This is a genomic window from Pseudomonas sp. ICMP 10191, from assembly GCF_001467335.1.
GTDB classification, from domain to species: Bacteria; Pseudomonadota; Gammaproteobacteria; order Pseudomonadales; family Pseudomonadaceae; genus Aquipseudomonas; species Aquipseudomonas cerasi.
Genome location: NZ_LKGW01000068.1, coordinates 112,975 through 125,891 on the forward strand (window position 1 = coordinate 112,975; position 12,917 = coordinate 125,891).

The 12,917-nt window shown below is 59.8% G+C and carries 13 protein-coding genes; 8 read left to right on the forward strand and 5 right to left on the reverse strand.

Translation table 11 applies throughout. The features are described 5' to 3' along the window. Nucleotides 1–77: 77 nt before the first annotated feature. Nucleotides 78–2,465, reverse strand: a complete 2,388-nt coding sequence (locus tag AO388_RS07085; RefSeq protein WP_058416235.1) for a penicillin acylase family protein — start codon at nucleotides 2,463–2,465, stop codon at nucleotides 78–80. A gap of 270 nt (nucleotides 2,466–2,735) precedes the next feature. Between AO388_RS07085 and AO388_RS07090 the strand changes: the two genes are divergently transcribed. Continuing rightward, the gene (locus tag AO388_RS07090; protein ID WP_003372156.1) at nucleotides 2,736–3,677 is read left to right on the forward strand and encodes an alpha/beta hydrolase; all 942 of its coding nucleotides are present in this window, start codon (nucleotides 2,736–2,738) and stop codon (nucleotides 3,675–3,677) included. Here AO388_RS07090 and AO388_RS07095 read toward each other — a convergent pair. Together AO388_RS07095 and AO388_RS07100 are read right to left on the reverse strand one after the other, a co-directional pair. Then, nucleotides 3,674–3,865, reverse strand: a complete 192-nt coding sequence (locus tag AO388_RS07095; RefSeq protein WP_046720133.1) for a hypothetical protein — start codon at nucleotides 3,863–3,865, stop codon at nucleotides 3,674–3,676. The genes AO388_RS07090 and AO388_RS07095 overlap by 4 nt on opposite strands. Before the next feature lie 51 nt (nucleotides 3,866–3,916). Then, nucleotides 3,917–4,675, reverse strand: a complete 759-nt coding sequence (locus AO388_RS07100; protein WP_003372151.1) for a DUF2059 domain-containing protein — start codon at nucleotides 4,673–4,675, stop codon at nucleotides 3,917–3,919. 141 nt (nucleotides 4,676–4,816) lie between these two features. Here AO388_RS07100 and AO388_RS07105 point away from each other — a divergent pair, with 141 nt between their 5' ends. Both AO388_RS07105 and AO388_RS07110 read left to right on the forward strand, forming a co-directional pair. Continuing rightward, nucleotides 4,817–5,452 (forward strand): 2OG-Fe(II) oxygenase, encoded by a 636-nt coding sequence (locus AO388_RS07105; protein ID WP_003372149.1) that lies wholly within the window; start codon nucleotides 4,817–4,819, stop codon nucleotides 5,450–5,452. Nucleotides 5,453–5,589: 137 nt separating this feature from the next. Next, on the forward strand, nucleotides 5,590–6,027 hold the full coding sequence (locus AO388_RS07110) for a DUF4399 domain-containing protein (protein WP_011269266.1): 438 nt from the start codon (nucleotides 5,590–5,592) through the stop codon (nucleotides 6,025–6,027). Between the two features lie 235 nt (nucleotides 6,028–6,262). On the opposite strand, the gene serA is transcribed toward AO388_RS07110, so the two are convergent. Continuing rightward, on the reverse strand, nucleotides 6,263–7,492 hold the full coding sequence (serA, locus tag AO388_RS07115; RefSeq protein WP_002555754.1) for a phosphoglycerate dehydrogenase: 1,230 nt from the start codon (nucleotides 7,490–7,492) through the stop codon (nucleotides 6,263–6,265). Nucleotides 7,493–7,652: 160 nt separating this feature from the next. Between serA and AO388_RS07120 the strand changes: the two genes are divergently transcribed. The 4 genes from AO388_RS07120 (at nucleotide 7,653) to AO388_RS07135 (ending at nucleotide 11,938) form a co-directional block, all read left to right on the forward strand. Then, nucleotides 7,653–9,047, forward strand: coding sequence for an FAD-binding oxidoreductase (locus AO388_RS07120; RefSeq protein ID WP_003372145.1), 1,395 nt, complete (start codon nucleotides 7,653–7,655; stop codon nucleotides 9,045–9,047). 66 nt (nucleotides 9,048–9,113) lie between these two features. Continuing rightward, nucleotides 9,114–9,779, forward strand: coding sequence for a fumarylacetoacetate hydrolase family protein (locus AO388_RS07125; protein WP_002555752.1), 666 nt, complete (start codon nucleotides 9,114–9,116; stop codon nucleotides 9,777–9,779). A gap of 182 nt (nucleotides 9,780–9,961) precedes the next feature. Beyond that, nucleotides 9,962–10,906 carry an SdiA-regulated domain-containing protein gene (locus tag AO388_RS07130; protein ID WP_003372142.1) on the forward strand — a complete coding sequence of 315 codons (945 nt, stop codon included), beginning with the start codon at nucleotides 9,962–9,964 and terminating at the stop codon, nucleotides 10,904–10,906. A 126-nt stretch (nucleotides 10,907–11,032) separates the two neighbouring features. After that, entirely contained in the window at nucleotides 11,033–11,938 is a 906-nt protein-coding gene (locus AO388_RS07135; RefSeq protein ID WP_058416238.1) for an SdiA-regulated domain-containing protein, read from the forward strand. 45 nt (nucleotides 11,939–11,983) lie between these two features. On the opposite strand, the gene rpiA is transcribed toward AO388_RS07135, so the two are convergent. After that, nucleotides 11,984–12,655 (reverse strand): ribose-5-phosphate isomerase RpiA, encoded by a 672-nt coding sequence (gene rpiA, locus AO388_RS07140; RefSeq protein ID WP_003343875.1) that lies wholly within the window; start codon nucleotides 12,653–12,655, stop codon nucleotides 11,984–11,986. A gap of 161 nt (nucleotides 12,656–12,816) precedes the next feature. On the opposite strand from rpiA, the gene AO388_RS29590 reads away from it, so the two are divergent. Further along, nucleotides 12,817–12,917: hypothetical protein (locus AO388_RS29590; RefSeq protein WP_228380276.1), on the forward strand; the 101-nt coding region annotated here is incomplete at its 3' end.

A 12,917-nucleotide genomic window follows, 5' to 3' on the forward strand; every position in this document is an offset into this window, starting at 1 on the left:
GTGAAGGTTTCACTGTCGGTTCCGACAGCTCGCTCCCACGAGAAGCCCCATTTCCGGACTCGGTGCAAAGCGTGTCGCTAGGCCCCCGGCACCAGCCGCAAAACCCCTTCCGTATGCTCGGCCACGTCCTTCTCGCTGAAGCGCTGCGGCAGGTACTCGCCGTTCACGAAAGCCTTGGCCTGATCCGAGTAGTGCTTGTCGAACGGCACGCCGCTTTGTCCCACCGGATTTATCCCCAGGCTGTGCGCCGGGTCGGCGAAGTCGATCAGGCGGCGGGTCGAGGGGCCGTAGCCGACTGGCCACGGGGCAGGACGGATGCTCGATGACAGGTTGTTCGGCACCTCATGCGTGCCCGGCGCGGCATACGGGCCGACGTTAAAGATCATGTCCAGCGGCTTCTGCGAACCCAGCGGGTGGCCTTGAGTCAAGGTATGCGCCTTGCCCCACACCCATTCATCCGGGTTGGTGCCGTACAGCGACCTCAAGTGCGAAACAGTGGCGCGCCAGGCCACCTTGACGGTGTTGGCACGGCTTTCTTCGTGGGGTGAATTGCGATTGTTCCACCACGGCGAGTCGGCATCGGCGGCCAGGCGCGGCAGCGCAGCGTCCAGGACGCGGGTCGACAGCAGGGTTTCAAACATCGCGTCGCCCAGTTCGTCGTGAAAGGTCTCTTCAGTCAGGTCGAACAGGAACTGATTGAACAGCGTGGCACCCACCGAATTGACCGGGTAATCACCTTTCCAACTGGCCAGTCGCTCCACGAGTGCCAGTTCGTCCGGGTCGCTGACAGCGCTGCGCAGTACCGGAATCAATGGCCTGAGAATACTCGGTGCATAGTCGGTCTGCGTGCCCAGTTGCAGCGCCTTGCTGGCGGCCAAGTCCCATTTGATGCTGGAGTCACTGAGTTGCCGGTTCAGCGCCTGGCCGCGTTCGGCCGGGTTGTAGTAGCCGGGAATCGGCATGCCGGTCGGCGACTGCGGCTGGAAGTTGGCCGACACGATGTAGCCACGCGCCGGGTTTTCTTCGTGCGGGTTGGCGCTGAACGGGTAAAAGCCGAGCTTATCGGCCTGTGCCGTGCTGCCGTCCAGAATGAAACTGGGGTTGACGCCCTGCGGACGGATCGGCAGTTGCGCCGCCGCCCACCAGCCGATATCGCCTTTGGCGTTGGCCCAGACGATATTGAGGCCCGGCGACTGAATCTTCTCGGCCGCGCTACGCATCTTGTCCAGCGTATCGGCGCGGTTGGTCTCATAGAAACCGTCCAGCACCGGGTTGGCGGATGCCAGAAACGACCACCACATCGCGATTGGCGTCTGGCCGGCGTTCTTGCCCATCACGTTGTTGACGATCGGTCCGTGCGGCGATTCGAGCAGCGTCAGTGTGACCGGGGCCTGGCCCTTGACGGTGATTTGCTGCTCGGTGCGTTTCATGTCCACCCATTGCCCGTGGTACCAGACCTGATTCGGGTTGTCCGGGTTGGTCTTCTCGGCGATCAGATCCACGTCGTCGTTCTGAAACATGGTCAGGCTCCAGCCGAAATCCATGTTATGGCCCAGCAGCGCGAACGGGTTGAGCGCCGGAAAGTGCCCGTACAGTTCGAAACCCGGTGCCGATAGCTGCGCTTCGTACCATATCGAAGGCACCGAGAAGCGGATGTGCGGGTCGCCCGCGAGAATCGGCTTGCCGCTTTGCGTGCGGCTGCCGGAAATCACCCAGGCGTTGCTACCCTCGAATTGCGGCAGGCCAGCATCTTCAAGCGTCTTGTGACTCAACTGCGCCAGTTGATTCAGACCCTTCCAGTCGGCGTCGGCCAGTGCCGGTTTCGAGTCGAGCATGCCGTCCGGGTGCCAGTCCAGGTCGAAGACTTTCAAGTACTCCGGGCCGAGCTGGTCGCGGACGTAGGTCAGCAGTGGCTCGGTTCTGAACGCCGCAGCAAAACTGTAAGCCAGATAGCCGGCGATGCTGACCGTGTCTTCTGTGGTGAACGGTCGTCTGGGAATGCCCAGCGCGTCGAACTCCATCGGCCTTGCGTGGGTATCCTGATACTGGTTGATGCCGTCGATGTAGGCTTCCAGCGCTTTCCAGGTGGGGGTGTTCTTGTCCTGGTGTGCGACATACGCATCCGCATGTTCACGAATGCGCAGGCTGCGAAACAGCTTGTCGGTCTCGAGCAGATTCGGCCCCAGTACTTCTGCCAGCTCACCGCGTGCCAGGCGACGCAGCATTTCCATCTGGAACAGCCGGTCCTGAGCATGGGCATAGCCGAGCGCGCGGTAAAGGTCGGCTTCGTTCTCGGCGCGGATGTGCGGCACGCCACGCTCGTCGTAGCGCAGGGTGACGGGGGCCTGAAGACGGCTCATGGCGATCTCGCCGTCACGTACCGGCAGTTTGCTATTTACGTACCAGCCCGCGCCACCCGCAAGCAGGGCGAAGATGATGGCTAGAATGAAGAGGCTGCGTTTCATCCGGTTTCTCTGTAAATGGCGTAGGCGGGAATTAAGACTATCGTTGTGACGCAGTTGATTCGATGAAACCCGACACAAGAGCCCGTTCGAAACGGCTTCAGGGCGAATTCGGGCAGGTGAGCTCGCGAGCATCGCCCAGTGTGCAGACAGCAATGTGCACGTTCAATGACAGATGTCTGCGATTACAGCCGCTTAGCTTGCCATGCCGGGGCAGACAGAAGAATATCGTTACACAACTTTACGAGTCATTTGTTGAAATCTGGAAACCACATGTCCGTCACGTTCGACCCCGATAACCTGCGTGCCAGCCTGCTGCCGCTGAGCGTTATTGATCCGCTTTCCATGGAGGGACTGGCCTATCAGCGCTTCTACGGTCTTGCCGGACTGTGTGGCGAAAACGTCATACGCAGCTGGCTGGGGCGCCTCGATGTGGCGGGCTATGAGGTGGTCGGGCAGGTCTGGCTGCCTGACAATCCGGTCGCCACGCTGTTTCTGTTTCACGGCTTCTATGACCACATGGGCCTGTACCGGCATGTGATCGAGTGGGCTCTGGAGCAAGGCTTTGCCGTGATCGCCTGCGACCTGCCGGGGCATGGTCTGTCGAGCGGCAGTCGCGCCTGTATCAATGACTTCGCCGAATACCAACTGGTGTTGCAACGCCTGCTGCTCGAAGCCGAAGGCCTTGGCCTGCCACATCCCTGGCACCTGTGCGGACAAAGCATGGGCGGTGCCATCGTGACGGATCACCTGCTTCATCAGGGGGCAGACTCGCCCGCGCAGGGTGAGGTGATCCTGCTGGCACCGCTGGTCAGGCCGCGTGCCTGGGGCTGGTCGCGTCTGAGTTATCACCTGCTCAAACCGTTCGTGAAGGGCATTGCCCGCCGTTTCACCGAAAACTCCAATGCACCCGCGTTCCTGCCTTTTCTGATGGCCGATCCGTTACAGCCGCTGCGACTGCCCACGGCCTGGGTCGGCGCGCTGGCGCAATGGATCGTGCGTGTCGAAAGCGCGCCGCGCAGCCTGCGCAGCCCGCTGATCATCCAGGGTGAGGCGGACATGACGGTCGACTGGTCGCACAATCTGGCGATTCTGAAAGACAAATTCAGCCAACCGCAGATTCTGATGCTCGGGCATGCCCGGCATCATCTGGCCAACGAAACGCCAGAGCTGCGGGCTCGGTACTTTGATTTTCTGAAAGGGCGACTTCGTTAGACTTTTTCAGCCTTGCCGGCCTGCAGCGCCTTGACCTGTCGGCGCAGGCGATAGTTTTCAAGGGCCAGTACGACGAGCATCAGCGCCCCAAACACGGCAAAGGCGTCCTTCCCCAGAGAACTCCAGAACAGCCAGGAGAAAAAGGCCATTACGATACCGGTGGCGAGCAAAGCCAATGAGTCTTTCATACGCTGGTGTCCATTCCTTTGACCTCAGGCGCTTGAAGGCCTGAACGGTTTTTACTGTCCGGGATTCAGGCTCGACGCACTCTGTCCGACCGCCAGACCGGCACGAATCGCGGCAAGAGCGGCCTGGTAATAGGCTTTGCCTTCCGGCGACTCGGCGAAGGTCGAGAATTCTTCGAGCTCAGGGTCCGACAGGTCGCGATAGACGTATAGCAGCGTGTTGTTCAGGTCAGCACTCATCTGCGCCATCAGGCGCTCGCGCTGGCCTTCGAGCATGCCCTGCGCCTGTCCTCCGCCCAGCAGGCCGGGGATCATCTGGCTCAGGCTGTCGGCGGCAACGCCTGCGATGGCAAGACTGACTTCCGCGCCGGCCTCTCTGGCAGGCAGTGCCTGGGCCAGATGGCCGATCAACAACTGACGCGTCGCGTCTGCTTCGATATGCGGCAGCCCCTGGGCATGTTTGGCCAACTGATCGGCGCGGGTGGCGGTCAGCTCGGCATTGACGATCTTGCGGCCCAGCGGTGACTGGAAAAACTGCAGCGACGGGGCAGGGTCCTTGAGGCTTTCACGCAGGCGCTTCGACGCGCGCTGGTCCATGGCCTGGGGGGCGAAACGCTGATTGCTGTTGTTGACCAGCGCTTGATAAACCGCAGGCGGCAGGTTGTTGCTGTAACGCTGTTGGGCAGCCTTGAGGGCATCGTTGAAATGCGCGCGCTGTTCCGGCCAGCCTGCAGACTTGTACAACTGATCGTAGCTGTCTGCCCAGGCAGGTGAGGTGCAGAACATCAACAGCAAAACAAACAAACGACGCATTGGGGACTCCTGTCGGCAGGCCGCTATTCTCCCGGTGTTAGCGTGGATTTGTCGAGTTATGAGTGCCTTCGGTGAATGAAATCTCATGCGTTTGATACCGCATGTATAAGCCTCTGTCCGATTTCAGGGCTTATGGATACTATGCACGCCATGCGCATACCCTCTGACCACCCACTGCTGTTACGAATCGTCGACGATCTGGCCGCCAACGGCTGGTCGCAGCAGAATATTTTCCTGCCCGAAGCTCTGACTCTGGAACTTGAGCAAGAGTGCCGCAAACGTGCAGCCGAAGGCGAGCTTGAGCCTGCCGCGATTGGCAAGGGAACTGCGCTGGAAATACGCGAGGGTATTCGTGGCGACCGCATTCAGTGGCTCGAGCCGGGGCAGGTGCAGTGCTGCGACCACTATCTTGAGCTGATGGACAGTTTGCGTCAGGCGCTCAATCGCGGCCTTTTCCTCGGCCTGGAAGATTACGAAAGCCATTTTGCGCTGTATCCGCCGGGTGCCCGCTACCTCAGGCATGTGGACCGATTCCGCGATGACGACAGGCGCATGGTGTCGGCGGTGCTCTACCTCAACAACGCCTGGCTGCCCGAGCACGGCGGTCAGTTGCGCATGTACCTCAAGGACGAGGTGGCTTACGACGTTCAGCCTACGGGCGGCTGTCTGGTGGTCTTTCTGTCCGGCGAAATTCCCCATGAAGTCATGCCCGCCAGTCGTGATCGTCTGTCACTGACGGGGTGGTTCAGACGCCGGGGCAACGAGCTGTTCCAGTGACCTGCGGCTGCGTTCATGAAAACAGTTTCATCAATGCGATGAGCCATTGGGCCTGACTGCGGTCTATCGTGAGCACTCCTGAACCGACGGATTCGTCGTGTGAGGGTCGACTTACGTCAACTGCAGCCGGAGCAATCATGAAATCCTTATTTTCTGGAACGATGGTCGCCGGACTGTTGCTCAGCGCATCCATGCTGGCCAGCGCCGCCGATATACCCCGCACCGCAGCCCCTGAAGGCGCCGAGGTGTACATCATCTCGCCCAAGGACGGTGAAACGGTCACCTCACCGTTCAAGGTGCAATTCGGCCTCAAGGGTATGGGCGTCGCGCCTGCGGGTGTTGATGTGCCCGAGACCGGTCACCATCACCTGCTGATCGACGTGAAGGACCAGCCGGCGATGAATGCACCCCTGCCGGTAAGCGACAACATCCGCCACTTCGGCAAGGGCCAGACCGAAACCGAAATCAACCTGCCGCCGGGCCAGCACACTCTGCAATTGCTGATGGGCGACAAAGGCCACATGCCGCTGAACCCTTCGGTCGAGTCGAAGAAGATCACCATCAATGTGAAGTAGGGCTGTCAGTGCTTGTGTGACGCAGAGCGTCACGAACGGCATTCCCACGCTGGAGCGTGAGGAACGATTATCGCAACTATCGTGCGACGCTCTGCGTCGCATGCCTTTCTGGACGCTCTGCGTCCTCTTGCGACGCGGAGCGTCGTGAACTGCATTCCCACGCTGGAGCGTGAGGAACGATAGGTGCCCGGAAGAACACTGATCGTGCCCACACGGGGTGGGCACGGCGCTCGGATCAGAACAACACGCGGCTGCGGATGGTGCCTTTGATCTGTTGCAGCTTGGCCTGGGCGAGGTCGGAGTATTCGGCGTCGACGTCGATGACCACGTAGCCGACTTTCTCGTTGGTCTGCAGGAACTGACCGGAGATATTGATACCGTTTTCGGCGAAGACCTTGTTGATCTCGCTGAGCACGCCCGGGATGTTTTCGTGAATGTGCAACAGGCGGTGCTTGCCAGGGTGCGCAGGCAGGGCCACTTCCGGGAAGTTGACCGAGGACACCGACGTACCGTTGTCGCTGTACTTGACCAGCTTTTCCGCCACCTCGAGACCGATGTTGGCCTGCGCTTCGGCTGTGGAACCACCGATGTGCGGCGTCAGGATCACGTTGTCCAGACCGCGCAGCGGGCTTTCGAAGATGTCGTCGTTCGAGCGCGGCTCGACCGGGAACACGTCGATGGCGGCGCCGATCAGGTGCTTGTCCTTGATAGCGTCAGCCAGTGCGTCCAGCTCGACCACCGTGCCACGCGCGGCGTTGATCAGGATGCTGCCCTTCTTCATCGCGCGGATTTCTTTTTCGCCGATCATCCACTGGGTTTCCGAGGTTTCCGGAACGTGCAGGGTGACGATATCGGACATGCCCAGCAGCTCGTTCAGGCTCGACACCTGAGTGGCGTTGCCCAGCGGCAGTTTGGTCAGCGTGTCGTAGAAGTACACCTGCATGCCCAGACCTTCGGCCAGCACCGACAGCTGCGTACCGATCGAGCCGTAACCGATGATGCCCAGCTTCTTGCCACGGATCTCGAAGGAGTTGGCCGCGCTCTTGATCCAGCCGCCACGGTGGCAGGAAGCGTTCTTCTCGGGGATACCGCGCAGCAGCAGGATGGCTTCGGCCAATACCAGTTCGGCGACCGAACGGGTATTGGAGTAGGGCGCATTGAATACTGCGATACCGCGCTCGCGCGCCGCGTTCAGATCAACCTGGTTGGTACCGATGCAGAAGCAGCCGACCGCAACCAGTTTCTTGGCGCAATCGAACAGCTCTTCGGTCAACTGAGTACGGGAGCGGATACCGATGAAATGGGCGTCGGCGATCTTTTCTTTCAGTTCGGCTTCCGGCAGAGACTTGGTGTGGTACTCGATGCTGGTGTAACCGGCTGCCTTGAGGACGTCGACAGCGGATTGGTGGACGCCTTCGAGAAGAAGGAACTTGATCTTGCTCTTGTCGAGGGAAGTCTTGCTCATCTGCGTAAACCTGTGTCCCGAAGAAAATTGGCAGGGGGTGGCCGGATCGGCTCTGGGCACGACTCGCGGGGGGCGTATGCTAGCATATGAGCCCCGCGAAACCTCATCCCGAACGTGAACCGTTCTCAGGATGCCCATGAATCGTTCGAGAGTTGATTCAATGACCGATCGCGTTTTGATTGATGAGCTGCAGACCCTGGTTGACCCCGGCAAGGTACTCACCGATGCCGGTTCTCTGGAAACTTACGGCAAGGACTGGACCAAGCAGTTCACCCCTGCGCCATTGGCCATCGTATTCCCCAAGACCACCGAACAGGTGCAGGCCATCGTACGCTGGGCCAATGAGCGGCTCGTGGCGCTGGTGCCTTCGGGTGGACGCACCGGGCTTTCGGCGGCCGCGGTGGCTGCCAACGGTGAAGTGGTCGTCTCGTTCGATTACATGAACCAGGTGCTGGATCTGAACCTCACCGACCGCACGGCGGTCTGTCAGCCTGGCGTGATCACCCGGCAATTACAGGCGCTGGCTGAAGAGAGCGGCCTTTATTATCCGGTCGACTTCGCTTCTTCGGGCTCCAGCCAGATCGGCGGCAATATCGGCACCAATGCGGGCGGTATCAAGGTCATTCGCTACGGCATGACGCGCAATTGGGTCGCCGGCCTCAAGGTGGTCACCGGCAAGGGCGACCTGCTGGAGCTGAACAAGGACCTGATCAAGAACGCCACCGGCTACGATTTGCGCCAGTTGTTCATCGGTGCCGAAGGTACGCTGGGCTTTGTCGTCGAAGCGACCATGCGCCTCGACCGTGCGCCGAAGAACCTCACCGCGATGGTGCTGGGCACCTCGGACTTCAACTCGATCATGCCGGTGCTGCATGCCTTTCACGGCAAGCTCGACCTGACCGCCTTCGAATTCTTCTCGGACAAATCCTTCGCCCGGGTCATGGCGCGCGGTGATGTGCCGTCGCCTTTCGACACGCCATGCCCGTTCTATGTGTTGCTGGAGTTCGAAGCGACCACCGACGACCTGGCCGATCAGGCCCTGGCGACCTTCGAGCACTGCGTCGAGCAGGGTTGGGTGCTGGACGGCGTGATGAGCCAGAGCGAACAGCAATTACGCAACCTGTGGAAGCTACGCGAGTACATCTCCGAAACCATCTCGCACTTCACACCGTACAAAAACGATATCTCGGTCACTGTCTCGAAAGTGCCGGAGTTTCTGGCTGAAATCGACGCGATCGTTGCCGAACACTACCCAGACTTCGAAGTGCTCTGGTACGGCCACATTGGCGACGGCAACCTGCACCTGAACATCCTCAAGCCCGAGGGCCTCGACAAGGACGAGTTCTTCGTCAAATGTGCCCGGGTCAACAAGTGGGTGTTCGAGACCGTCGAAAAGTACAACGGCTCGATTTCGGCCGAGCATGGCGTCGGGATGACCAAACGTGACTATTTAACGTACAGTCGCTCGCCGGTCGAAATCGAATACATGAAGGCGTTGAAAGCGGTGTTCGATCCCAACGGGATCATGAATCCCGGCAAAATCTTCGCCGTTTGATCCGTCGCAACCATTTGATCCGTCGCAACAATAAGCAGGCTGCCTCTTACAGCCTCAGGAGACGTCATGAGCTACCAGCACAAATATGTCGATGGCACCAACATTCACTTCCCGCTGGGTAAAGTGGTCTGCATCGGGCGTAACTACGCCGAACACGCCAAGGAACTGGGCAACGCGGTGCCTACCGAGCCGCTGCTGTTCATGAAACCCGGCAGCGCGGTGGTTGCGCTGGAGGGTGGCTTTACTATTCCGGCAGACCGCGGTTCGGTGCATTACGAAGCCGAGATCGTAGTGTTGATCGGCAAGCCCCTGAGCAAGAACCCTTCGCGCGAAGAAGTGCTGGACGCGATCAGCGGCTTTGCGCCCGGCCTGGACCTGACATTGCGTGATGTCCAGTCGCGTCTGCGTGAGAAAGGCCTGCCGTGGGAGCTGGCCAAGTGTTTCGACGGCGCTGCGGTGATTCCGCCGTTCGTGCCCGCCGAGACCTTCCCTGACCTGGAGGACATCGGTATCCGCCTGACCCTCAATGGCAAGGTGGTTCAAGACGGCAACAGCAACATGATGCTCAACCCGATCGTGCCGATGATCCAGCACATGGCAGCCAACTTCTCGCTGCAGGCCGGCGACCTGATCATGACCGGCACGCCTGCCGGTGTCGGGCCGTTCGAAGCCGGCGACCAGATCGCGCTGGAACTGGTCGGGCAGACGCCGTTCGAGAGCGTCGTCAGGTAATCCGACAGCATCTTCAAGCTGCACCCAAAGCCACGCGGGATCACTCCCGGGTGGCTTTTGTCTGTGGAGTGACTGATAGTTCCGCCGATTTTGCGTTTTTTTCACACCTGTTCTGGATAATCCGGCCGTCCCTGCAAGGGCACCACGTCGTCATGAAGTCTCATTTGCTCAGGAACACATGAATGGCCAGTACTGCCGCAACGCCGCCTCGTAACAAAAAACGCTTCGCTTACTTACGCAACATGCGCTGGTACTCGTGGTTGTTAGTGGTTGCCTTGCTGGGCTATGGGCTGGCCTTCATCATGCATTGGGATGATCGCGCGCTGCTCTGGTTTCAGGAGCGGTTCGAGAGCAAGGCAGGTCGTCACGCCAGTATCTGGCTGCCGGACTACCATGTGGATATCGACGCAAAGGTGCTGCCGGGCATGGAAAAGGACGAGGCGTCGGACCTGTCCTATAACCCGGTCACCAAAACGCTGTTTGCGGTCATGGGCAAAAATGCGTTTCTGGTGGAGCTGACGCTCACGGGCGATGTACTGCGCAAGATCCCGCTGGTGGGCTGGAGCAATCCGGAAGGTGTCGCCGTCATGAACGATGGCCTGATTGCGATCACTGATGAGCGCCAACATAAGTTGACCATCGTTAAAGTGAACGCCGACACCACCACCCTGAACATCGCGGATTTCCCCCAGTACGAACTGGGCAAGTCTGCCAACCAGAACAAGGGCTTCGAAGGTATCGCCTGGGACCCACAGCGTCAGCAGCTGATACTGGGCGAGGAGCGACCTCCCGCGCTGTACACTTGGAAAAGTGATGGCAGTGACGTGCTGAAAGGCGACAAGCAACCGCTGTCGAGTCGCTCGCTGGACATGCGCAATCTGTCGTCATTGAGCATCGACCCGCGCACCGGCCACATGCTCGCGCTGTCTGCCGATTCGCACTTGTTGCTGGAAGTCGACGAGCAAGGCGAGCAGGTAAGCTTCATGACCCTGCTGGGCGGCATGAACGGTTTGAAGGACACAATTCCGCGCGCAGAAGGCGTGGCCCTTGATGAGGCCGGTACGCTGTACATGGTCAGCGAACCGAACCTGTTCTATTCGTTTCACCGGGCGCTTCACAAGCACTGAGCCAGGACGGCAACTACACAGGTCGCCGATACACAATCGGCAAAAATATAGCACCATGCCATTAAGCTTGCTTTCAGGATGGCATGGTATCAATCCCGTCCGCTCAATCTGCCCGAGTCACCCTTCATGCGTCGCTCTACTCGCTCTTTAGTCCTGCTTCTGGCCCTTGTACCCCTGATCGTTGTGTTCGTGATCGCCAATCAGCGATACCGCTATGTTGAAAGTGCCCTGTTCGACTGGCAGGTGTTCTGGCAGTCCGACTCGCTTCAGTCCATTGGCCTGGATCAGTACCGCGTCGTCACCGAAGCACAGGTGATCGACGGGCTGCAGGATGATGTCTCGGGCCTGAGCTTCGACCCGGACCGCAAGAGCCTGTTTACGGTGACCAACCAGAACCCCGAACTGGTCGAGCTGAGCCTGGAAGGTCGTGTGCTGCGGCGCATTCCGCTGGTCGGGTTCGGTGATGCCGAGGCTGTCGAATACATCAGCCCGGGCACTTATGTGATCAGCGATGAGCGCCGGCTCCGGCTGATTCAGATTCACGTCGATGACAACACCAAAAGTCTGGACGCTGCCCAGGCAGAACAATTGACGCTGGGCATCACCGCCAGTGGCAACAAGGGCTATGAAGGGCTGGCCTATGATTCGGTCGGCAAGCGCCTGTTTGTCGCCCGCGAGCGTGATCCGGTGCAGATCATCGAAGTGCGCGGCTTTCCCAGGACCAACTCCGAGGCTCCCGGCAATCTGCAGGTCATCTCCAACAGCAAGCGCGACGGCCGACTGTCGGTTCGTGACCTCTCCAGCCTGCAATTCGATGAAACCAGCGGCCATTTGCTGGCGTTGTCCGATGAGTCGAAGCGCATTCTTGAACTCGACACCAGCGGTCATCCGATTGGCAGCGGCTCGTTGGCAAAAGGGGCGATGGGGCTGAGCAAGGACGTGCCGCAGGCTGAAGGGATGGCTATGGACGCAGAAGGGACGCTGTATCTGGTGAGCGAGCCGAACCTGTTTTACGTGTTCCGCAAGCCTTGAGCCTGTGAGGGTCATGCCCACCTTGCGTGGGCACGACCGATTTTATCAGCGCGTCAGGGTTTTCACGCCTTCAGTGGTGCCCAGCAGCAACAGGTCGGCCGGACGGGCGGCGAACAGGCCATTGGTGACCACGCCGACGATGGCGTTGATCTGTGCTTCCAGCTCCACCGGATTGGTGATGCTCATGTTGTGCACATCAATGATGATATTGCCGTTGTCGGTTAGAACACCTTCGCGATAAACCGGGTCGCCGCCCAGTTTCACCAGTTGTCGCGCAACGTGGCTGCGGGCCATCGGAATGACTTCGACCGGCAGCGGGAACGCGCCCAGCACCGGCACCAGCTTGCTGCCGTCGGCGATGCAGATGAAGGTCTTGGCCACGGCCGCGACGATTTTCTCGCGAGTCAGTGCCGCGCCGCCGCCCTTGATCAGGTTCAGGTGCTCGTCGCTTTCGTCGGCTCCGTCGACATAGAACTCCAGGTCGCTGACCGTGTTCAGCTCATAGACCGGAATGCCATGCGCCTTCAGGCGCGCCGCAGTGGCTTGCGAGCTGGCGACGGCGCCGTCAAAGGCGGCCTTGTGCTTTGCCAGTGCGTCGATGAAGCAATTGGCTGTGGAGCCGGTGCCGACGCCCACAATGCTTTTGTCATCGAGCTTCGGAAGGATGAAGTCGACAGCTGCCTGAGCGACTGCCTGTTTGAGTTGATCCTGGGTCATGCGGGCTCCACGGTGCCTGATGTAGGTAGAAGAGGGGGATGCAAAAAAGGCCCGCATTATAGCGGCGACTGCGCCGCAAAGCCCTGTCATTCGTATGGTCGTCTTTCGGTGCGCAGAGTAGACTTCCCGACCTTGCCCGCTTCGTCAGTGATGCCACCCCGATGCTTGAACAGTACGTCAAGAAAATCCTCACCTCCCGCGTCTACGACGTTGCCATCGAAACGCCGCTGCAAGGCGCTCGCCAGCTGTCCGAACGGCTGGG

Bases quoted from the DNA above. Each gene is read 5' to 3' on its own strand.
- AO388_RS07085 (WP_058416235.1), bottom strand. From the start codon at position 2,465: ATGAAACGCAGCCTCTTCATTCTAGCCATCATCTTCGCCCTGCTTGCG.
- AO388_RS07090 (WP_003372156.1), top strand. From the start codon at position 2,736: ATGTCCGTCACGTTCGACCCCGATAACCTGCGTGCCAGCCTGCTGCCG.
- AO388_RS07095 (WP_046720133.1), bottom strand. From the start codon at position 3,865: ATGAAAGACTCATTGGCTTTGCTCGCCACCGGTATCGTAATGGCCTTT.
- AO388_RS07100 (WP_003372151.1), bottom strand. From the start codon at position 4,675: ATGCGTCGTTTGTTTGTTTTGCTGTTGATGTTCTGCACCTCACCTGCC.
- AO388_RS07105 (WP_003372149.1), top strand. From the start codon at position 4,817: ATGCACGCCATGCGCATACCCTCTGACCACCCACTGCTGTTACGAATC.
- AO388_RS07110 (WP_011269266.1), top strand. From the start codon at position 5,590: ATGAAATCCTTATTTTCTGGAACGATGGTCGCCGGACTGTTGCTCAGC.
- serA (WP_002555754.1), bottom strand. From the start codon at position 7,492: ATGAGCAAGACTTCCCTCGACAAGAGCAAGATCAAGTTCCTTCTTCTC.
- AO388_RS07120 (WP_003372145.1), top strand. From the start codon at position 7,653: ATGACCGATCGCGTTTTGATTGATGAGCTGCAGACCCTGGTTGACCCC.
- AO388_RS07125 (WP_002555752.1), top strand. From the start codon at position 9,114: ATGAGCTACCAGCACAAATATGTCGATGGCACCAACATTCACTTCCCG.
- AO388_RS07130 (WP_003372142.1), top strand. From the start codon at position 9,962: ATGGCCAGTACTGCCGCAACGCCGCCTCGTAACAAAAAACGCTTCGCT.
- AO388_RS07135 (WP_058416238.1), top strand. From the start codon at position 11,033: ATGCGTCGCTCTACTCGCTCTTTAGTCCTGCTTCTGGCCCTTGTACCC.
- rpiA (WP_003343875.1), bottom strand. From the start codon at position 12,655: ATGACCCAGGATCAACTCAAACAGGCAGTCGCTCAGGCAGCTGTCGAC.